This window comes from Phytoactinopolyspora limicola, assembly GCF_011320225.1.
Lineage (GTDB): Bacteria > Actinomycetota > Actinomycetes > Jiangellales > Jiangellaceae > Phytoactinopolyspora > Phytoactinopolyspora limicola.
Genome location: NZ_JAAOEN010000001.1, coordinates 118622 through 139015, shown reverse-complemented (window position 1 = coordinate 139015; position 20394 = coordinate 118622). Strand labels below are relative to the sequence as shown.

Below are 20394 nucleotides of genomic sequence, written 5' to 3'. Positions count from 1 at the left end.
ACAGCTCAGGATTTCGACCCCGAACGCTGAGCGCGCTTCTTCGGCGCCGGACCCTTGGCCCGCTTCTCCGCGACCAACTCGGCTGCCCGATCCAGGCTGAGCTGCTCCACCGACATGCCGCGTGGCACGGTGACGTTGACCTCACCATCGGTGATGTACGGACCGAATCGCCCGTCCTTAACCACCAGTGGTTTGCCGCTACCGGGGTCGTTGCCCAGCTCCTTCAGGGGAGGAGTGGCCGCCCGAGCGCCTCGGCGGCCCTTGGGCTGCGCGAACAGCTTCTCGGCCTCCTCAACGGTGACGGTGAACAACGACTCTTCGTCGGGCAAGGAGCGGGAGTCGGTGCCTTTCTTGACGTACGGTCCGTACCGGCCGTTCGCCGCGATGATCTCTTTGCCCTCAGGGTCTTTGCCTACCGTTCGAGGGAGCGTCAGTAACCGAAGCGCCTCGTCGAGGGTGATCGTGTCCAGGCTCATGGACTTGAACAGCGAGGCGGTCGCCGGTTTCGTGCCCTTGGGAGTGTCTTCCGGCAGCACCTCGGTGACGTACGGCCCGTACCGGCCGGCCTTGGCCACGACGGTGCGTCCGGTGTCCGGGTGGATCCCGAGTTCGCGGTCACCGTTGCCCGCTTCGACCAGCTCCCGCGCCTTCTCGACGGTGAGCTCGTCAGGAGGTAGATCCTCGGGAACGCTGCCGCGATTGCCGTCGGCGTCTTCGACGTATGGCCCATACCGGCCTACACGCACCGTGACCCCGTCGCCGATCGGGAACGACGAGATGCCGCGGGCGTCGATCTCGCCGAGGTTGTCGGCGAGGTTCTTCAGCCCGACGATCTTCTCGTCCCCGTGCCAGAACTGGCCCAGTTCGGCGGCCCGATTGGCCCGCCCGGCGGCGATCTCGTCGAGAACGTCCTCCATTTTGGCGGTGAACGTGTAGTCGATGAGCCGGGTGAAGTGCTCCTCGAGCAGCCGCACGACGGCGAAGGCCAGCCATGCGGGCACCAGAGCGTTTCCGCGTTTGAACACATAGCCGCGGTCGAGGATGGTTCGGATGATCGAGGCATACGTGGATGGTCGCCCGATCTCTCGTTCTTCGAGCTCTTTGACCAAAGACGCTTCGGTGTAGCGGGCGGGTGGTTTGGTGGTGTGCCCGGCGGACTCGACCCCGGTGGCGGTGAGCCCTTGTCCTTCGGTCAGGTGCGGCAGCCGCTTCTCGCGGTCGTCTAGCTCGGCTTCGGGGTCGTCGGAGCCCTCGACGTAGGCCTTGAGGAATCCGTGGAAGGTAATGGTGCGGCCGGACGCTCCGAACTCGACCGCCTCGCCCGTGGTGGCGGTGGCACCGACCCGCACCGTCAAGGTCTCGCCCTTGGCGTCTTTCATCTGGGAGGCGACGGTACGCATCCAGATCAGCTCGTAGAGACGATATTCGTCATCTCGCAGGCCGGTCTCGGCTGGGGTGCGGAAAGAGTCTCCGGCCGGCCGGATCGCCTCGTGCGCTTCCTGTGCGTTCTTGACCTTGCTGGCGTACACCCTGGGGGCGTCCGGCAGGTAGGCGGGTCCGTACAACTCCCGGACCTGTGTTCGCGCCGCGTTGATGGCGGAGTCGGACAGGGTGGTGGAGTCGGTCCGCATATAGGTGATGTAGCCATTCTCGTACAGCCGCTGGGCGACCTGCATGGTGCGCGCCGCACCGTAGCCGAGCTTGCGGGAGGCCTCTTGCTGCAGAGTGGTAGTGCGGAACGGGGCATATGGACGGCGGGTATACGGCTTGGCCTCGACCGACGTGACCTCGTAGCGAGCTTCGGTCAGGGCGTCGGCCAGCGCCCGCGCCCGTGTCTCGTCCAGGACGACGACATTACCTCGGCCCTTGACCTGACCGGCGGCATCGAAGTCCCGGCCACTAGCTACCCGGGCACCGTCGACCGACACCAGCTTGGCGTCGAAGGTGCTGGGATCGTCGGCGCCGCGAGTGTCGAGGGTGGCGGTGAGATCCCAGTACGACGCAGGTGTGAAGGCCATACGTTCGCGTTCGCGGTCGACCACCAGCCGGGTGGCCACACTCTGGACCCGCCCGGCGGAGAGGCCTTGTGTCACCTTGCGCCACAGCACCGGGGAGATCTGGTAGCCGTACAGACGGTCGACGATGCGACGGGTCTCTTGAGCGTCGACCAGGTCCTCGTCGATCTCCCGCGGATTCTGAACAGCATTGCGGATGGCGTCTCGGGTGATCTCGTGGAAGACCATCCGGCGCACCGGGACTTTGGGCTTGAGCTCTTCCCGTAGGTGCCAGGCGATGGCCTCGCCCTCGCGGTCCTCATCCGTGGCGAGCAACAGCTCGTCGGCGTCCTTCAACAGCGACTTGAGCTTCTTGACCTGTTCCTTCGCCCTACCAGCGGGAACGACGTAGAGGGGGTCGAAGTCACCTTGGACATCGACGCCGACGGGGTCGCCGTAGCGTTCGCGTTTGGTCGCCGGGACGTCGGTCTTCTTCGACGGGAGGTCGCGAATGTGTCCAAGGGAGGACTCCACGACGTAGCCGTCGCCAAGGTAACCGGCGATGGTCTTGGCCTTCGCCGGCGACTCGACGACAACGAGGCGGCGTCCCGCCCCGTTGGTGTTCTGTGCCATCAAAACCCCTCAATTACTCCCAAGAGTCCGGATTTCCGGTGTTCTGGGTCCCTCTATCGACAACGCACGGTATACGACGTTGTTCCCGAACGTGCCTCGACGATGCGCCGAACACGGACATATCTAGCCGATCCCACCGCCATCGCGGCAAGCGGACCGGGTGTGGTAGCTCATGATCAACGGTGCCCTACTCCCAGGCGATAGTACGACACCTGGCCCCGGCTCCGCCCCCAGGATGGTCGGTGTGGTGTTTCGTGCGGGCCACCGTCGGCGGATCTGGCGTGGGCCATCGAGGGGTAATCCAGCTCTCATTGCCCGGGGTCAACGTGATCTGAGCCTGCTCGTCGACGTATGCAGCGGTGTGCCAGGCGCGCCCGTATCGGCCCCGGGTCTGACCGCATGCGCAGGACGGAGTGAAGTTGGTGCGGCAACGGAGCGGCGGAGGTGTTGCTCTGGTGACACCGCCGTCACTCCGATTACGCACCACCTCCACTCCGTGCACCACCTCCACTCCGTGCGGGAGCTCCACCTGGGCGACAACAAGCCTCCTTGTCGCGCATCCCGGTCCGCCACAAGCCTCCTTATGGTGGTTTGGGCGACAACAAGCCTCCTTGTGCCGAGGTGGAGGGTGCAGTAAGGCGCCTTGTGGTGGCCACGTCGGTCTGCCGGGCGGTCGGTCTGCCGGGCGGTCGGTCTGCCGGGCGGTCGGTCTGCCGGGCGGTCGGTCTGCCGGTCGGTCGGTCTGCCGGTCGGTCGGTCTGCCGGTCGGTCCGTCTGGGCGGGGAGCGGCTGACGCCCGTGCGGTTGCACGCTGCGGGCAGCCTCGGTGGGTGGACGCCCGCTTAGAGCTTCCGCCAATAGATGCTGGCGGGCTGCGCCAGCGGATGAGCATCACCTGGCTTCGTTGTCGTCGTCGATCGATGGCTCCGCATCGACCTCCTCCTCCGCCTTGCCATGCTCGCTCCTCCACTGGCTCAGCTCCACCGATCTATTGGCGGAAGCTCTTAGGCCTGGCGCGTCCCGAAGACGGCGGTGCCGACCCGCACCATCGTGGCGCCTTCGGCGATGGCGATGTCGAGATCGTGGCTCATCCCCATCGACAGGACGTCTAGGCGTAGTTCACCGCCGGTGGAGTGACGTACATCGTCCCGGATCGCACGCAGTGAGCGGTAACTGGGGCGAGCTAGTTCTGGATCGTCGGAGGGGAGCCCGATGGTCATCAAGCCGCGCAGCCGTAGCCGGTCGCGGCGGGCGACCTCACGGATCAGGTCGGCCGCGCCATCCGCGGTTACTCCGAACTTGCTGTCCTCAGCCGACGTGTTGACCTGGACGAGCACGTCGATGGTCTGGTCCAGGGTGTCGAGCCGCCGCTGGAGGCGATCGGCTAGGTCGACGGAGTCGATCGACTGAATACACGAGACGTGCCGTAAGACCTGGTTGACCTTGTTGGACTGCAAATGCCCGATGAAGTGCCGCGTGCAGTCGAGTCCGGCCAGGCCAGCATCTTTCTCGGCCAACTCCTGCACCTTGTTCTCGCCGATCAGGCGGATCCCGGTACGGACCGCGGTGGCGATTCGATCGGCTGGAACCTGTTTGGTAGCGAGCAGGATGTCAACGTCGGCTGGATCACGGCCCGCCGCCCGGCAACTGTGGGCGATCCGTTCGTGTAGGGCGGTGACGTTGGCCTGGATTCGCGCGTCGATCTGCACTGCCGTCCTCCCGTGATGGCCGGCCGTCCCCGGGCCGGTCCCGCACTCCACGACCATAGTGCGCGGCTGAGTGCGCTCGGCCCGGGCCTCCCAGGCACGACTGTGCCGTGACTGATATGGCCGCGACGGGTAACCCGCCGGATTGCCCGGCACGCCGGGGTGGCGCGGGTTACCGTCGGGGTTGGGGCGGTGGTGCCGCCGCCCTGCACGGTCGTAGCTTCGGTCTGGCCGAGCTGTGGCCACGAGCGGATCGACGACGGGGGTCGCCATGACAGAACCGATCACCTCGGCCGAGCCGGTGCCGCCTCCGCCCGTGATCGAGGCGGCTGGGCTCGGACTTCGGACCAGGGCGGGCTGGGTATACCGGAACGTCGAGGCCAGAATCGAAGCACGCACCGTGGTGGCCATCTTCGGATCAGCCGGCACCGGCCGCTCCAGTTTGCTGCTGACCTTGACAGGTCGGATGCGGCCCACGGCTGGCACCTTGGTGGTGTGTGGGCTTCACCTGCCGGCTCAGGCGGCTCACGTCCGCCGCCGCACCAGTGTGGCGCGGCTCGGTGAGCATGTGCGGCTCGACCGCACCCAGCTGGTGGGGGAGGCCGTGAGCGAGCGGCGACTCCTGGCGCCGGGACCAGCCGCGCCCGCCGCGAGGTTCGACGCCGCGGCTCACATAGTCGGGTTTCGTGGCCGTCATCACCAGCAGGTCGGTGATCTCCCGGCGGTTGAGGTGACCTTGCTACAGCTAGCCCTCGCGGCCGTGGCCGCGCCGGAGGTCATCGCCATCGACGACGTCGAGAACGGTCTGACCCCAGTGGAGCAAGACCGGGTGTGGGTGGCGATCTCGCGGCTGGCTCGTTCCGGACCGGTCGTAGTGGGCGCGTCAACCGTCCCCCGGGTTGATGTCGCAGGCCAACGGATTGATCTGAGGTCGACGCGATGACGGGTGCCACAGTGACGGAGGGATCATGAGAGCACTGCGCCTGGCCGGACTCGAACTGCGGCGTTTCCGGCACCCACTCCAGCGGTTGGCGCTGGGTTTCCTGCTCTTGATACCGCTGCTCTACGGGGCCTTGTATCTGTGGTCCAACTGGGACCCGTACGGGCGGCTCGACCGGATCCCGGTAGCCGTCGTCAACCATGATCAACCGGTGACGGTGGATGGTGAGGAGGTCGACGCCGGCGAACGTTTCATCGACGAGTTACGCGGCGAGCCCATCTTCGACTGGATCTTCACCGACGACGCCGATGCCGCGGACGGGCTCAGCGCTGGCCGGTACTACATGACCATCACCATCCCCGAGGATTTCAGCGCGGATCTCGCGAGTGGTGCCGAAGACACCCCACGGCGGGCGACGGTGGATCTCCGGCGCGACGACGGCAACGGTTACGTGTTCGGCATCATGGCCGACACGGCCCGGACCACCCTGCAGGCACAGCTTGATCGAGCTGCGACCACCGCCTACTTCGAGTCGGTGTACGGCAATCTCGACGCTCTACGCGACGGTCTTGTCTCCGCGCACGACGGCGCAGCCGAGTTGGTGGATGGCCTGAGCCAGGCGGGAGACGGCGTGGATGCCCTGGTCGACGGGGTTGGCGCCGCGGCCAGCGGTAGCGCGGAGTTGACCAGTGGGTTGGCCGAACTGGCGACGGGCTCGGCCGAGCTGGCGGACGGCGCCGCCGCCGTCGCAGCGGGCAACGAGCAGATCGCGGACGTCGTCGTGCCCATCATCGATGAGATCGTGCCGGTTGTTCCCGACGTCGCCGCCGGGGCGGCGGCTGTCACCGACGCCGTCGCCGGACTGACCGAGCTTGCCTCCGGCGGCAGCGATACTGTGGCCGACCGCACCGGATCCGTGGTGGAACAACTCGAGCAGTTGGCTGTTGACGACCCCGAGTTGGCCGCCGACCCAGGTTTCCAGGAGGTGCTGGATGCTGCCCAAGCCGCCGACGATCGGGCCGGTGAAGTAGCGGACGCGGTGGCAACTGTCGACGACGCCGCGCAGGAGTTGGCCGCCGACGCCGATACCTTGCAAGACCGCTCCGCCGAGATCCAGGACCGGCTCGAGGAGGCCGAGCGGTCGGTTCAGGATCTTGCGTCCGGATCCGCGGAGGTCGCCTCCGGTGCGGCAGAGCTGCGGGACGGCATCGACGCCGCGCACAGCGGTGCCAGCGACCTCGATGCCGCAATGGGGCAGCTCGGCGACGGAGCACATGAGCTGGACAGCGGGCTGGGGCAGCTGAGCGACGGCGCAGGCCAGCTGGAAGCCGGTCTGGACGACATCGTCGCCCGGATCCCGGCCATGAGCGGCGAGCAGCGGGAGAGCGCCGCTCAGATCCTCGGTGCACCCACCGAGGTCACCATGACCGTCGACAACGACGCTGAGCTTTACGGGCGCGGGTTGGCGCCCTTCTTCTTCGCGATCGCCCTCTGGGTGTTCGGCATCGCCGCGTTCGTCGTGTTGCGGCCGATCTCCGGACGAGCGTTGGCCAGCGCGGCCAGGCCAACCGTCGTCGCTCTCGCCGGCTGGTTGCCGGTATACGGGCTGGCGCTGTTCGGAGGGCTGTTCCTGTTGGTGGTGTGTTGGATGGCGCTGGGGCTCGATCCGGTCCACCCAGGCTGGACTGTAGGGCTGGTGGCGCTCGGTGCCGCCGCGTTCACCGCGATCGCGCATCTGCTGCGGCTCGCGCTGGGTGTGGTGGGTACGGCGATCGCATTGGTTCTCCTGATGCTGCAACTCACCTCCAGCGCCGGGGTGTATCCGGTCGAGACCCTTCCGGCGCCGTTCCAGGTGTTGCACCCGCTGCTTCCAATGACGTACCTGGTGGACGGCCTGCGGGTGGCCGTGACGGGAGGCAACGTGGACCACCTCCTTCGTGACGTGGTTGTGCTGGCCGGGTTCCTCGTCGTGGCGCTGGTGGGGACCGTCGTGGTCGTCGCGGCGAAGCGGACGTGGACGATGCCACGGCTGCACCCTGTTCTCGAAGGTTGACCCGCCATTACCAGCGAGCGACCATGATCGAGTTGCTCGGTATTCTCAAACCGTGACCGTTCTCGTGGGCACCATCGTTGCCCTGGGCATGATCGTCATCGTCCCGCTCGGCCTGCGGCTCATCGACGACGAGCAGCGCCGGCTGCATCCGTTGATCCAGATCTGGCCGATGGCCGGTGTGCTCGGCGCCGTGTCCCTGGTCCTTGACCGCGGCGCCCTGGCAGCCGCCCTAGCCACCGCATACGGTGTGGTCACGTTGTGGCTGGCGGTCCTGGCCGGGCTTCGGCTACTGCGCCGCCGCTCGCTCCAACCGGCGGAGATCGCCGTGTTGACCGCCATGGTCACGCCCCTAGTGGCTGGCAGCAGCCTGGTGGCGGAACGAGCTGGATATGAGCTGTTCGGGTTCGGCATGACGATCCTGGCCCTGACCGTGGCCCACTTCCATTTCGCTGGTTTCGCCGCTGCCCTGATCGCTGCGTTGGTGGCTAGCACCGTGCGGTCGGTGCCGGCCGAGATCGTGGCGTTGACCGTGCCAGCCGGGACAGCGATCGTGTTGGCCGGATACTTCACCACGGGCGAAGTCGAACTCCTCGGCGCGCTGGTGCTCAGCGTGGGCATGTGGATGCTCGGTTGGATCCTGTGGCGGCGGGTCCGCCCGGCCGCCGCCACCACCGTCACCCGGGTCCTCATCGGCACCAGCGCCGTCGTCGTGGCCGTGACCATGGTGCTCGCCCTCAACTGGGCATTAACTCACATCTGGGATGACCTCCCGCACCTGTCGTTGACCTGGATGGCGGCCACCCACGGCGTCATCAACGCCGTGGGTTTCGCCCTCTGTGGCCTACTAGGCTGGCACCGGATCAAATTCGCCCCGGCCGAAGTGCGCGCCCCGGCGTGACGTGTTCGCCGGGACGGACACGGATATCGTCACGTCAAGTGGTCGAAGTCGCCACGGACCCAACTCGCATGCCGCTCAGCTGAGCGCTGGATCGCCATGTCGGCGCCGGTGGTGATCGAGTTGCCGAAGTTGCTCCAGACCTGCTCGAAGCTCAACGGTGCCAGTTGTGCGGCGATCCGGTTCACCACTCCGGCCGACAACGGGAGCCGGTTGGGGTAGCTGCGCATGAAGCTCGTGGTGACGCGGTCCGGATTGACCATAACGGTGTCGCCGGCCAGCAGGATGCCGTCGTCGCCGGTCCAATGAGCTACCGTGCTGCCGCGGAAGTGGCCACCGATCTGATACAACGTCAGCCCCTCGGTGACCTGGTGTTTTCCGCTCCAGAATGTGATGGCCGGAGAACGTCGGCCCAGCCACTCGGCATCGGCCTCGTTGACCAGCACCGGCGCATCGTCCAAAGCCTCGGACCACGACACCTGCACACCGAACATGTGGGGGTGGCTGGCAGCGATACCCAACACCGGACCCTGCGCCCGCAACCATGCGACCGTCTGTTCGTCGATGAATCCCAGCGGATCCCAAAGCAGATTCCCTTGGGGTGTGTGGAGGAGCAGCATCTGCTGCCCTATGCCGACACCTGGGGCGCTCAACCCCCACAAGATCGGAGAGTGCTGCGTGATCCGGATGACAGCCCCTCCTTCGTGCAGGTCGCGAATACTGAGCCAGACCTGGCCGGTGGCTGGGACGTACTGGCGTTCGTCGCTGCAGATCGGACAGACGTCGGGGGGCGGTTCGTCGTACTCGACCGCGCAGGTCTTACAGATGATCATGCTTCCTCCTGTGGCGAAGCCGTTCCCGTGGTGCGACAACGAGGTACTCGCCACGGTGCCCGGATGTTCATGGTGACGATTATTCGGGTCGCCGGGAGGGTTCGGTAGAGGTGTGCTAGAAACTCAGTGTTCGGGGGCGCCGCAGCGGCGGTCCGATGCCTCGACCAGTCGGAAGGCGTGGAGACATGACTGTGGTGAGCTGGGCGGACGTGAACCGTGAAGTGTTGACCGAGCTGCTTCCGGAGGCATTGGTGGTGTTGCCCGTCGGGGCCGTCGAACAACATGGGCCGCACCTGGCCACCGGCACCGATACCTTCATGGCGGCCACCGTCGCCCAACGCGCCGCGGAGCGGGCGGAGAAGGAATCCTCTCGACCATTGGTGATCGCACCGGTTCTGCCCTTCGGAGCATCCGACCATCACCTGCCTTTTGGTGGCACTCTCTCGCTCACCCCGGAGACGTTGCTAGCTGTGCTGGTCGACCTCCTCCGTTCGGTCGCGGCCGATGGTGGCCGGCGGGTCGTCCTGGTCAACGGGCACGGCGGCAACGTGGGTATCTGTCACGCGGCCTCGGCCGCGGCGGCTGCTCGCCACGAGATAGCCGTGGCACACGTCGACTATTGGCGGATGGCCGGCCCTGGCACGTCGCCCGGTCATGCCGGCGAGTTCGAGACCTCTCTGGTCGGCGCGGTCCGCCCGGAGCTGATGGGGTCCGCCGAACCGCGCGATCACGTGCCTGAGGCCGCCGCTATTGATGGTGTGGAGGTCCACGATGCCGGCATCTGGGCCGCCATGGACGGCTTCACCGACCGCCCCGATCGAGCTGATCGCGCGGCTGGCGAAGCCAGGCTCGACCAGATCGTCGACGCCTTGGCCGAACGCCTCGTCGCGCTGGCGAAGACCATGTAGCGGCGCCCCACCCCGTGTGTGCACCTGATCTCCGTTTTGTCACCTGATCTTTTTCTGTGGGGCGATCAGGTGTGCCAACGGCGGGTGTCGGCGCGGTGTGGTGCATCTGATCGCGTCCCGTGATGTGGACGCGTGGCGATCAGATGCGTCACCGCGGCCTGTCAGTCAGTTGATGCATCTGATCGTCACGCCCGATGACGACCACGCGGGATGCGAACAACGACGAGCCACCCCACCACCACCAACACCCCCAGCCGGGTGACCGGGCCCACTCGCCGGACACCACTCGCCAGACCCGCCACCGATCCGCTGACCAGACACCTGCTACCGATCAGATGCACAACCCGCCCCAAAAACGCCGATCGTGCATCTGATCGCCGCGCGTCCGCATGGTGGAGGCGATCAGGTGCACCACACCGCGCCGACACCCGCCGTTGGTACACCTGATCGCCTCACAGAAAAAGATCAGGTGACAAAACGGAGATCAGGTGCACACACGGGGTGGGGCGCTGCCGGGTCTGACATGGCGTTCTGTCACTCACTCGTAGCCGAACTTCTGCGTCCAGTACATGCCGCGCGATCCCTCGGCCGCACCAACCCCGATGGCGCGGAAGTCGCAGTTGAGGATGTTGCGCCGGTGTCCTTCGCTGTCCATCCAGGCAGCGACGACTGCGGCTGGCGTCGGGTAGCCCATGGCGACGTTTTCCCCACCCCAGCGGTGGTAGCCCGCGGCGGCTGCGCGATCGGCTGGACTGCGGCCATCCAGGCTCGTGTGGTCGAGGTAACCGTGGGTCGCCATGTCTACACTGTGCGCCCGGGCCGCGGCGGCGAGGCGTTCGTCGGCGCGTAACGGTTGACAGCCGTGTTCGCTGCGTTCGGCGTTGGTGAGTTCCAGGATCTCCTGTTCGGCGGCGTCCGGACCCGACGGCGGGGTCGGCTCGTTGGTGGTGTCGTCGGGCGGTTCGGTGCTTCGGGTGGGCTCTGGCTCGGGGGTGTCGGACGGCGACGGCTCGCTGGGCCGCCCGCTCTCCGAGGGAGTTGACGATGGCGGTGGCGGAGTGGACGTCGGCGTGGGAGTGGGCGATGGCGATGGTGGGTCTGGCCGGAGGCGGTTGATGTCGCCCTTGAGGTCGAGCCCGAAGGTGGGGGCATCCCAGGGCAACGGTTCGGCTCGATCGGAGGTGGCCGGGCGGACGAACTCGCCGTAGCTCGGCGGCGGCGCACACGACATCAGGGCGATCCCGGCCGCGAGCGCGAACACCAACGGAGCAGGCGACGCTCGGATGTCCACAGGTGAGGCACCTCCGGTGGGCCGAGTCAGCATCCGCGCATACTCTACGAGGCCGGGCGCGGCGCTGCCAGCGCCATGATCGATCGGGTCTTTCGGCCACGCCGTCCATCGTCTTACCCCGTTGGGCGCCGATCCAACCGATGTTCGCTATGCGAACGCAAATGCGGATGTCGTACACTGCCCGGTGTCATCGTCATCCTCGGGAGGTGCGGTGTGGCAGATGTGAACGACGTGTACGTGCTGGACGCGGTCCGGACCCCGGTGGGCCGGTACGGCGGGGCACTGGCCGGGGTCCGGCCGGACGACCTGGCGGCCACGGTGGTGCGTGCGGTGGTCCACCGCAGTGCACAACTAGACCCGGCCGCTATCGACGACGTGTTCCTCGGCAATGCCAACGGTGCCGGCGAAGAGAACCGCAACGTCGCTCGGATGGCTGCCTTGCTGGCCGGCCTACCACCGGCCGTGCCGGGCGTGACCGTCAACCGGCTATGCGGGTCTGGCCTTGAAGCGGTCATCGAGGCGTCGCGGGCCGTCGCGCTGGGTGACGCGTCGCTCTGCGTGGCCGGCGGTGTGGAGTCGATGAGCCGGGCGCCGTGGGTGCTGCCCAAGCCGGACCGCGCCTACCCGCGTGCGCATGAGACGTTGCACTCCACCACCCTCGGCTGGCGCATGGTGAACCCGCGGATGCCCGCGGAGTGGACGGTCTCGCTCGGCGAATGCGCGGAGATCCTGGCCGATCGGTACGAGATCACCCGGGCGGCCCAAGACGAGTTCGCGCTGCGCAGCCACCAGCTGGCCGCGGCGGCGTGGAAGGACGGCCGGTACGCCGACGAGGTGGTCGAGGTCGACGGCATCGACCTCGACCAGGACGAGGGAATCCGCCCCGACACCTCGATGGCGGCGCTGGCCAGGTTACGGCCGGCTTTCCGCGAGGACGGTACCGTCACCGCCGGCAACGCGTCGTCGCTGAACGATGGTGCCAGCGCGTTGCTGATCGGTGACGAGGCCGGTGCCGCCCGGGCCGGACGCCGGCCACTGGCGCGGATCGCCGCCCGCGCCGTACACGGTGTGGAGCCACACCTGTTCGGTATCGCGCCGGTGCAGGCAGCTCGGGAAGCGTTGCGCCGGGCCGGCATCGGCTGGGACGACCTCGCCGCCGTCGAGCTGAACGAGGCATACGCGGCACAGTCGCTGGCCTGCCTGGCCGAATGGCCGGAGCTGGACCCGGCGATCGTCAACCAGCAAGGCGGCGCCATCGCGCTCGGCCATCCGCTGGGCAGCTCCGGCTCCCGGATCTTAGCGTCGCTGGCCTGGCAGCTTCATCGCCGCGGCGGTGGCTGGGGACTCGCCGCCATCTGTATTGGGGTTGGGCAGGGCCTGGCCGTCGTGCTGGAGGGATGATCAGCCGGTGTGCCGGGCCGGTTCGAGGAAACCGTCGAGAACCAGCTGACGCGCCTGTGGCACCAACTCGTCGCGGAGTAGGCCGGCATCGACGTCGAGCACCTGAGCCAGCGCGTCGATGACCACCCCCACCGGGAGCGTGCCGTCGCAGGCGCCGACGAAACCGGCGTCAGCCGTGCCCGTGCGGATCGCCCGCATCAGCTCGCCGTGCCGGCGGAGGACGAGATGCTCCGGATCCGCGGCGCCGGGCCGGCCGATCTGTTCGAGGACAACGTCGTCGGCCATCGTCAGGTAAGACTCCAGCAGCTTCGTATCGTCGAGGCGCAACGTCTCCGCTCGGTCGAACCAGCCTCGGATGGCTGGCCCGAGCGGCTGCTGGACCGCATGTGGCCAGTCCTCGATCCGCACGGTGGGATGAGCGGCGCGGGCGGCCCGGAGGTTGATCCAGCCGAAGCCGATACCTTCGACACGGTTCTCGTCGAACCAGTCCAACCACTCCTGGTACCTGGATGTGTAGCTGTCGCCGCCGATCTCCCCGGAATCACGCAACCACAACTCGACGTACTCAGCGGGATCTTGCACCTCGCGCTGGACCACCCAGGCGTCGCAGCCGGTAGCCGTCACCCATGTGCCTACACGTTGCCGCCAGTCCTCGCCACGCACATGCATCCAGTTGCCCAGCGACTGCAACACGCCACCGTCGGCTAGCCGAGCCGCACCGTCGACCACCACCCGCCGAGTGACGTCGTCGCCGGAGAGCCCACTGTCGCGGTACACGTGGCGCCCACCCGGAGACACCACGAAGGGAGGGTTGGTGGCGATCAGATTGAACCGCTCGGTGGCCACCGGCTGAAACAGGCTGCCGTGCCGGATGTCCACGTTCAGCCCGTTCAATCGGGTGGTGAGGGCGGCCATGGCCAATGCCCGGGCGTTGATGTCGGTGGCCACGATGGTGTCGCAGTGCCGGCTGAGGTGCAGCGCCTGGACACCGCAGCCGGTGCCGAGGTCGAGCGCACGAGAGGCCGGTTCGCGGACGGTGAGCTGAGCCAGCGTGGACGACGCGGCGTTGAGGCCGAGTACGTGGTCGTGCGGAACCGGGGTGTGTCTGCCGTTCATGTCGGGGGTGAGGTCGGCCACCACCCACCAGTCGCCGGTGTCGTCGGCGTACGGACGGACGTCGACCGTGGCGTGGACGTCGTCGCCGTCGATGGTGAGTAGGCCACCACCGACGAGTGCCTCGACGGGCAGCGCGGCCCGCGCCGCCGACAGCGGGACCGGCTGCTGCAACCGCCAGAGCCTGGTCATGATCTCCAACGGACCACTGCCGCGGACCGCGAGCTGGCCCGGAACGGTGTGGTTGCGATCAAGTGCGGCAGTCGCGCGTTCGCCCAGCAGGGCGGCCACCGCCTCGAACCGGTAGTCGGCGGCGTCGAGCGCTTCTCGAAGCCTGGCCAGATCGGGCTCGGCCAGCATCGGCTGCGTATGAATCACGGGGCTATTCTGACCCGATGAGTGACAATCCATTCACACCGGACGTGATTTCCGCGGTCGCGGAGCATATGAACGACGATCACGACGAAGATTCGCTGCTGATCGTTCAGGCGCTGGGCGGCGTCCCCGACGCCGACGAGGCCGCCGTCGCGTACCTCGACGGTGAGGGTGTCGACTTCACCGCCATGGTCGGCGGGACCGAACGCACCGTCCGGGTGCCGTGGAGCCGTCGCCTGACCGAACGCCCACAGATCCGCGAGGAGTTCGTCCGCCTGTACCGTGAGGCCAGCACGGCGCACGGCATCACGCCTCGACCAGCCGACACGGAGCACTGATGGAACTCTCCCAAGAGCTCACCTGGAACGGGCGCACCGTGCGGTGGTCGGCGCGTGGCTCCGGTCCCGCGGTGGTGTTCTGCCACGGGACTCCGTGGTCGTCGGCGTTGTGGAAGCCGTTCGCCGAGGCATTGGCCGCCGACTTCACGGTGTACCTGTGGGATATGCCCGGGTACGGCGAATCGTCGAAGGTGGCCGAACACCGCGTCTCACTGGATGTGCAGGGGCAGTTGTTCGCCGACCTACTCGATCACTGGGACCTTGATTCGCCACGGGTCGTCGCACACGACTACGGCGGAGCCGTCTCGCTGCGGGCTCATCTCCTGCATGGAGCGTCGTACGAGTCACTGGCGTTGGTCGACGTCGTCGCGCTGGCGCCGTGGGGGTCGGAGTACTTCCGGCTGGTGCGAGAACACGCCGACGTCTTCGCGTCCGTACCGCCGGCCATCCATGAGGGTGCGGTGCGCGCGTACATCTCCGGGGCCAGCCACCCCGGACTGACCGATGAGCAGCTGGAGATGCTCGTGCGGCCCTGGCGTGGCCCAGCTGGGCAGCCGGCGTTCTACCGACAGATCGCCCAGGCGGACCAGGCTTACACCGACGAGGTCGAACCGCTGTACCCGTCGCTGGACCTGCCGGTCCTGGTGGTGTGGGGCACCGACGACACCTGGATCCCGGTCGACCGAGCACACCGGCTGGCCAAGCTGATCCCCGGGGCCCGCCTGGAGTTGGTTGAGGGTGCGGGCCATCTCATTCAGCTCGACTCCCCGGTCCACCTGGCCACGGTGCTGCACCGCTGGTTGGCGTCGACGTGACCCCGCGGTAGTCGCCTACCGTTCGTAGATGCCGACCACGCGGTTCTGCTCGAGGATGGCATCGGCGTACTGGTCCAGGAACTCGCGTCGAGACGGAGCGCCGTTGACCGGACGGGTCAGGGCGTAGATCCAGAAGTAGTAGTGATGTGGACCGTGTCCGGCCGGTGGGCGAGGCCCGCCGTATCCGGTGCCGCCGAAGTCGTTGGGCCCGGGACGATGCCGCTCGTCGGCGTCGGTGCCGAGGTCTCTCGTCTCCGTCGGAATCCCGAACAGCGTCCAGTGGGTGAACCCCCGCGGGAGGGGCGCGTCGGGATCGTGGCAGATGAGGGCGAGTTCAGCCGTGCCATCCGGCACGCCGCTGACCTGGAGGGCCGGCGGTTGGTTGCCGCGGTCCTTGGCGTGGTGGTCGCCGAGCCGCCCGTCCGCTCCGATGTCGGTGCTACTGATCGTGAGATCCTTGATGTTCAGCGCCATGACGTCAACCTCCTGGTCCTTGCTCGTCGCGGCCCACCTTAGTAGTTCCCGGCATCGCAGCGATCATGTGTGAGACCAGCCCACCGGTCGGCCACGTGTCAGGCCGGATCAGTGGTCCCGGCGGTACATCTGCCGGCGGGCCAGCAACACTGTGGAGCGACGATCACCCTCGGTGCTCGGCTCCTCCATCAGCACGGCGAATCCAGTGGGCAGCCGGCGGCTGAGCTCGCCGTGGGGTACCCGCCATCGCCCGGTCCCGGGCTTCGCCGCGGGATCATCTGTTAGTGCCTGCCAAGCCACCAGTCCTCCGGAGGCCACGGCGCGGCACCCCGCCGCGAAGGCATCCGCGTCCCAATAGAACGTGGCCAGAACCAATGCGAAACCCGCCGGCCGTGGGCGGTATGAGGGAACGTCGGCGAGGACACCATCGATCCGTCCCGATAACCCGCGCTGCCGTGCTTGTGCGGCGAGATCATCGAGGGCCACATCGGAGACGTCGACCGCTACGACGTGTCGCCCGGTGGCGGCCAACTCGAGGGCGTTGCCGGATCGGCCGGCCGCCAGTTCGAGCACCGGGCCGTCCGGAAACCCCGCCGCGAGGGCCTCCGTCACCAGCCGGTGTGCGGTGAACGTGGGTGGGTTCGCCTGGTAACGCTGGTTCCACCGCAACCGGTCGGGATGATGCTGAAGGTGGTCGGGTATCCGGCCGTCGCCGGCGTGCGGGTTCGACGCCGTCATGACCGCGGTATGTTCTGGGCATACTCGACGACGTGGCCGTCCGGGTCGGCGACGTGGAGTGTCCGTTGGCCCCAAGGCCGATCCGTTGGGCCGGTCAACACCTCCGCGCCGGCCTCGCGTAGCCGCACCGCCACGGCATCGACGTCGTCGACGACGAAGGCGATCTCGCCGCTGGGCGGCTGGCCACCCGCACGGCCGATCAGCTCGGGCAGTTTGGCCCGCTCGAAGAGGGCGAACTTCACGTTGTCCATCGCGAACTCGACGTAACCGTCGCCTTCGAGCCGGACCTCGAGGCCTATCACGTCGCGATAGAACGCGACGGACCGGTCGAGCGAATGGACGAACCAGATGACATAGCCGATCCGAGGCATGCGGCCAGGGTAGCCCGGCCGGACGGGTCATTTCCCGAGTGCTGGTCGAACCGCCGCCTCCCCAACGAAGCCGCACCCCAGGCCACAGCAAGCTTCCTCGTTGTGGCACAACGCGCGGCCTCTAAGCCTCCTTGTTGTTGCCAGAGTGACAGTGAGCCTCCTTATGACGAAGTCGCGGTCGCCGTAGGGCTCCATGTGGCCCGGGTTGTGGCTCCGCCGGGAGTCCGGTGGCCGGGCATGGAATCGCGGTGTGGCTTCGCCCGGCCACCGGAGCACGAGGTGCGCTGATCAGGTGCTGGTCACGGCCCGGCGCCGATTCAACGCCGTCACAACGGCCGCGCCGAGAGCGAGCAATGCGGTAGCACCGAGCAGGAGAGAGGACGTTCCGGCGCCGGTGTCGGGGAGCTGCCCGCCGGTGCCGTCGTCGGCTCCCGAACCGTTGTCGCCGCCCTTCGCGTCACCCCCGGCATTACCGCCGTCGGCGCCGCCCGCCGCTCCGCCGTCGGTGCCGTCCGCGTCGCTGCCGCCGTTCTCATCCGCGCCGCCGTCGCCGTTCTCGTCCGCACCGTCGTCGCCGTTCTCGTCCGCACCGTCGTCGTCGCCGCCGTTCTCGTCGCCCCCGCCGCTGGCTGGTTCGACGGTGAACTCTCCGGTCAACTCGACGTCGCCGGTGGTCATGACGGCTGTGGCCGGTCCGAGCGGGAAGTCGTCCGGCACGGTCCAGCTGACCTCCACCGAGCCGTCCTCGCCGACGACACCGCTGCCGGCCTCGACGTCCGATCCGTCCGTCAGGGTCACGCGGAAACTGAGCGGGTCGAGCACGGTGCCCGCCTCGTAGAAGTCGGCGAAGGCCGGCACGCCATCGTCGGTGAGAGTCGCGGTGACCCCCGACGCCTCGGCCACCCCGTCGACGACGGTCAGCGGTGTGTCGCTGAAGTCGAGGTCGGCGAACTCCACGTCCGGATAGTCGACGAGTTCTCCGTCCGACAGGCTCTTGCTCACCACGTCGGCGACGAGGACACCCGCGGCGCCATCGGCGACGATCCGCAGGTCGGACATGCTCAGCTGCAACAACGGGCCATCGCCGTAGTCGTGCCCGATGAAATGGACCGCTCCGGCGAAGGACAGCTCAGCTGCGCCGGTGCGGGCCGTTCCGGCGGCGCCGGCGAACCGGAAGGTGCCGTCGTCGTTACGGGCGGCCGGTGCGTCGACGGTGATGGAGCCGTGGGCGATGTTGCCTTCGATGTAGGTGCGGAAGGACTGTCGTACCCCCCAGTCCACCGTGCCGTCGGACACCGCATCGGGCGCCGTCTGGACCGTCACCGTGGCGGTCTCGCCCGGGGCCAGGTGCTCGCCGTGGAACGTGACCGCATGACCTCGCTGCACCGTGGAGGGAGAAATGGTCAGCGTCGGATCTTCTGGATCTGGGTCCGGATCTGGATCCGGGTCTGGGTCCGGGTCTGGGTCCGGGTCTGGGTCCGGGTCTGGGTCTGGGTCCGGGTCTGGGTCCGGGTCCGGGTCCGGCCCAGGGTCGGTGTCCGCCGCGAAGCTGATCGGGATGAACACGTCCTGGCTGCGGTCCGCCCGGTAGTCGACGGGTACCGCATCCGATGCCTGGGCCGAGCTGAAGCTGGCCACGTAGCAGTCGACCTCGGTGCAGTCCTCACCAGATCCGGTGATGGCGCCGGTCAGCGTGATAGTGCGGCTCAGGTTGCCGTCGGCGTCGGCCTGGACCACGCCATGTGCCAGCCAACCGGTTGGCCATCCGTACGTCGGATGTGTCGACGTATTCGCGGTCACAGCGACGGAGATCCTACGGTTGGGTGCGAAGCCGCTGCCCTCGACCTCGATCACCTGGCCGATCTCGAGGTCGTCAGCCGGCTCGACGGTGAGCTGTGGGGTACGGGGCGCCGCGAACGAGACCTCTGTGCTGGTGGTGTAGGCGGCCGATGCTGCGTCGTCGACCGGAGCCGTGTAGACGGCGAGAACGGTCCCCGGCTCGACCTGGCCGGTGTGTAGGTCGATCTCGAATGATCCGTCGTCGTTGATCTCTCCGGTACCGGAACCCGGTTCCACGGTGAGTTCCGGGTCGAGGTCCGGCACCGAGCCGTCGTCGGTCACCGGGCCCAAACCCACGCGCAGGCCAGTGGTGAGGTCGGCCGGGCGGAAGTTGGTGCCACCGACGGTTAGCACGTCCGCGTAGGGGTCGAGATCGGTGCTCTTCGACAGGGTCACCGAAGGTTCGGGTTCGTCCGGGTCGGGATCCGGGTCCGGGTCGGGGTCCGGCTCGGTCTCCTCGGTCACGGCCACGGGAAGGCCGAACTCGTGGTCGGGGTTCGGTGCGGCTCCACCGGCGGCATAGGTATAGACACCATAGTTTCCATCGGCCTCCGCCGTATCGACGGTCAGCCGAGCCTCGAACGTGCCGTCGGCCGTGAGCTCGACATGCTGGGCCAGGATGGTGCCCTTGAACTGCTCCGGCACTTGGTCGAGTGTCGCCATCGTCATGGCCCAGCGCTGATCGATGACGGTCCGGGCACTCGACGGCGCGCCGTCGGACGGTTTCCAGGTATCGGCGAACCGGCCGAAGACGACGTAGACGCCGGCCGGCAGCCCGGTCGGCACCGGGGGTCGGCTCGACGGGTTGGCTTCCGGATCGAAGCCCGATCCACGGACGACGATCTCGTCGCCGGGTTCGACCTCGGTGTCTCCGAGCGGGGTGTGGCCGTCGGCGGCGAAGACGTCGACGGCGGGCTCCCAGTCCGGTTCTTCGGCCTCAGGCTCGACAGTGGTGGTGAAGCTCAACGGGTCCAGCTGGATGTTCGGGACCTCGCCGGAGTAGAAGATGTCCCAGCCGATCGCCTCCATCGCCTCCAGGACGCCGGTGACCGGGGCAGACTCGACGGTGACCGTTCCGTCCGTATCGGGGGTGAGATCGGCACCGCTGAGGTCGACCTGGCCGAAGGCAAGATCGTCGGCGACCTCGACCGGCGGTGGTTCGATGTTCGGGTTCGCGCCGACGAACGGCCGGTATTCCGCGTCGACCACGAGTGTGCCGGCGTCGCCGTCCACCTGCAGGCGGACGTTGCGCAGTGTCAGCTCGAGGATCGGTCCGTCGCCGTAGTCGTGTCCTCCGGTGTACACCTGACCGTCGAACACCAGCTCTCCGGTGCCGGTGTCCGGGTCCAGCCAGCCGGTGCTACCGGGGAACGTGAACGGTCCCCGTGCGTTGCCGGTGCCGTCGAGCCATTCGGCGCCGTCGCTGGCGACGATTTCGCCGTGGGCGATCGGCCCGGCGATGTAGTTGCGGTACGAGGTGCGTAGCCCCCACTGCAGAGTGCCGTCGGTAGCCTCCCGGACGGCCGTCGTGGATGGCTCGTCGGCGGCATGCGCGCCGATTCCGCCGGCACCGGCTAATCCGCCGGCGATGAGGACCGCGGTCAGCGCGGCCGCGGCCGGGCGCCGAAGCGGCGGGCGCCGGGTTCGATGGGGTGTCACGATCACGTCTCCTTGTGA

16 protein-coding genes are annotated in these 20394 nt (G+C 67.8%); 7 read left to right on the top strand and 9 right to left on the bottom strand.

What is annotated here, in order from left to right; translation table 11 throughout:
• Positions 1–5: 5 nt before the first annotated feature.
• Together topA and G8760_RS00800 are read right to left on the bottom strand one after the other, a co-directional pair.
• Entirely contained in the window at positions 6–2627 is a 2622-nt protein-coding gene (gene topA / locus G8760_RS00805) for a type I DNA topoisomerase (protein ID WP_166345293.1), read from the bottom strand.
• A gap of 1004 nt (positions 2628–3631) precedes the next feature.
• Positions 3632–4336: a YggS family pyridoxal phosphate-dependent enzyme gene (locus G8760_RS00800; RefSeq protein WP_207781881.1), complete on the bottom strand. Its 705-nt coding sequence runs from the start codon at positions 4334–4336 to the stop codon at positions 3632–3634.
• A 268-nt stretch (positions 4337–4604) separates the two neighbouring features.
• Here G8760_RS00800 and G8760_RS00795 point away from each other — a divergent pair, with 268 nt between their 5' ends.
• The 3 genes from G8760_RS00795 to G8760_RS00785 are packed head-to-tail and all read left to right on the top strand — an operon-like array spanning position 4605 to position 8224.
• Positions 4605–5276 carry an ATP-binding cassette domain-containing protein gene (locus G8760_RS00795; RefSeq protein WP_166345290.1) on the top strand — a complete coding sequence of 224 codons (672 nt, stop codon included), beginning with the start codon at positions 4605–4607 and terminating at the stop codon, positions 5274–5276.
• A gap of 25 nt (positions 5277–5301) precedes the next feature.
• Positions 5302–7326 (top strand): YhgE/Pip domain-containing protein, encoded by a 2025-nt coding sequence (locus tag G8760_RS00790; RefSeq protein ID WP_166345287.1) that lies wholly within the window; start codon positions 5302–5304, stop codon positions 7324–7326.
• A gap of 52 nt (positions 7327–7378) precedes the next feature.
• Complete coding sequence (locus G8760_RS00785; RefSeq protein ID WP_166345284.1) at positions 7379–8224, top strand: YndJ family protein; 846 nt, start codon at positions 7379–7381, stop codon at positions 8222–8224.
• A gap of 29 nt (positions 8225–8253) precedes the next feature.
• Here G8760_RS00785 and G8760_RS00780 read toward each other — a convergent pair whose 3' ends face one another.
• Positions 8254–9054, bottom strand: coding sequence for an MBL fold metallo-hydrolase (locus tag G8760_RS00780; RefSeq protein ID WP_166345281.1), 801 nt, complete (start codon positions 9052–9054; stop codon positions 8254–8256).
• Positions 9055–9239: 185 nt separating this feature from the next.
• Between G8760_RS00780 and G8760_RS00775 the strand changes: the two genes are divergently transcribed.
• Positions 9240–9962, top strand: coding sequence for a creatininase family protein (locus G8760_RS00775; RefSeq protein WP_166345278.1), 723 nt, complete (start codon positions 9240–9242; stop codon positions 9960–9962).
• A gap of 538 nt (positions 9963–10500) precedes the next feature.
• Here the strand turns inward: G8760_RS00775 and G8760_RS00770 are convergent.
• Positions 10501–11253 carry a CAP domain-containing protein gene (locus tag G8760_RS00770; protein ID WP_207781880.1) on the bottom strand — a complete coding sequence of 251 codons (753 nt, stop codon included), beginning with the start codon at positions 11251–11253 and terminating at the stop codon, positions 10501–10503.
• A gap of 222 nt (positions 11254–11475) precedes the next feature.
• Between G8760_RS00770 and G8760_RS00765 the strand changes: the two genes are divergently transcribed.
• Positions 11476–12654, top strand: a complete 1179-nt coding sequence (locus G8760_RS00765; RefSeq protein ID WP_166347734.1) for an acetyl-CoA C-acyltransferase — start codon at positions 11476–11478, stop codon at positions 12652–12654.
• On the opposite strand, the gene G8760_RS00760 is transcribed toward G8760_RS00765, so the two are convergent.
• Positions 12655–14145: a DUF7059 domain-containing protein gene (locus tag G8760_RS00760; protein ID WP_211198928.1), complete on the bottom strand. Its 1491-nt coding sequence runs from the start codon at positions 14143–14145 to the stop codon at positions 12655–12657.
• A gap of 17 nt (positions 14146–14162) precedes the next feature.
• Between G8760_RS00760 and G8760_RS00755 the strand changes: the two genes are divergently transcribed.
• Positions 14163–14480, top strand: a complete 318-nt coding sequence (locus G8760_RS00755) for a DUF2470 domain-containing protein (protein ID WP_166345272.1) — start codon at positions 14163–14165, stop codon at positions 14478–14480.
• A complete protein-coding gene (locus G8760_RS00750) occupies positions 14480–15295 on the top strand; it encodes an alpha/beta fold hydrolase (protein ID WP_166345269.1) in 816 nt (271 codons plus the stop codon). Before G8760_RS00755 ends, G8760_RS00750 begins: the two co-directional genes overlap by 1 nt.
• 15 nt (positions 15296–15310) lie before the next feature.
• On the opposite strand, the gene G8760_RS00745 is transcribed toward G8760_RS00750, so the two are convergent.
• From G8760_RS00745 to G8760_RS00730, 4 genes are all read right to left on the bottom strand, one after another.
• Positions 15311–15769, bottom strand: coding sequence for a YbhB/YbcL family Raf kinase inhibitor-like protein (locus tag G8760_RS00745; protein ID WP_166345266.1), 459 nt, complete (start codon positions 15767–15769; stop codon positions 15311–15313).
• A 108-nt stretch (positions 15770–15877) separates the two neighbouring features.
• Positions 15878–16507 (bottom strand): methyltransferase domain-containing protein, encoded by a 630-nt coding sequence (locus G8760_RS00740; RefSeq protein WP_166345263.1) that lies wholly within the window; start codon positions 16505–16507, stop codon positions 15878–15880.
• On the bottom strand, positions 16504–16878 hold the full coding sequence (locus G8760_RS00735; RefSeq protein ID WP_166345260.1) for a VOC family protein: 375 nt from the start codon (positions 16876–16878) through the stop codon (positions 16504–16506). The genes G8760_RS00740 and G8760_RS00735 overlap by 4 nt, the downstream gene beginning before the upstream one ends.
• Positions 16879–17166: 288 nt before the next feature.
• On the bottom strand, positions 17167–20376 hold the full coding sequence (locus tag G8760_RS00730) for an HtaA domain-containing protein (protein ID WP_166345257.1): 3210 nt from the start codon (positions 20374–20376) through the stop codon (positions 17167–17169).
• Positions 20377–20394: the final 18 nt, after the last annotated feature.

What these genes read in the sequence shown, in the direction of transcription:
- topA (WP_166345293.1), bottom strand. Translation starts at nt 2,627, where the DNA reads ATGGCACAGAACACCAACGGGGCGGGACGCCGCCTCGTTGTCGTCGAG.
- G8760_RS00795 (WP_166345290.1), top strand. Translation starts at nt 4,605, where the DNA reads ATGACAGAACCGATCACCTCGGCCGAGCCGGTGCCGCCTCCGCCCGTG.
- G8760_RS00790 (WP_166345287.1), top strand. Translation starts at nt 5,302, where the DNA reads ATGAGAGCACTGCGCCTGGCCGGACTCGAACTGCGGCGTTTCCGGCAC.
- G8760_RS00780 (WP_166345281.1), bottom strand. Translation starts at nt 9,054, where the DNA reads ATGATCATCTGTAAGACCTGCGCGGTCGAGTACGACGAACCGCCCCCC.
- G8760_RS00775 (WP_166345278.1), top strand. Translation starts at nt 9,240, where the DNA reads ATGACTGTGGTGAGCTGGGCGGACGTGAACCGTGAAGTGTTGACCGAG.
- G8760_RS00755 (WP_166345272.1), top strand. Translation starts at nt 14,163, where the DNA reads ATGAGTGACAATCCATTCACACCGGACGTGATTTCCGCGGTCGCGGAG.
- G8760_RS00750 (WP_166345269.1), top strand. Translation starts at nt 14,480, where the DNA reads ATGGAACTCTCCCAAGAGCTCACCTGGAACGGGCGCACCGTGCGGTGG.
- G8760_RS00745 (WP_166345266.1), bottom strand. Translation starts at nt 15,769, where the DNA reads ATGGCGCTGAACATCAAGGATCTCACGATCAGTAGCACCGACATCGGA.
- G8760_RS00740 (WP_166345263.1), bottom strand. Translation starts at nt 16,507, where the DNA reads ATGACGGCGTCGAACCCGCACGCCGGCGACGGCCGGATACCCGACCAC.
- G8760_RS00735 (WP_166345260.1), bottom strand. Translation starts at nt 16,878, where the DNA reads ATGCCTCGGATCGGCTATGTCATCTGGTTCGTCCATTCGCTCGACCGG.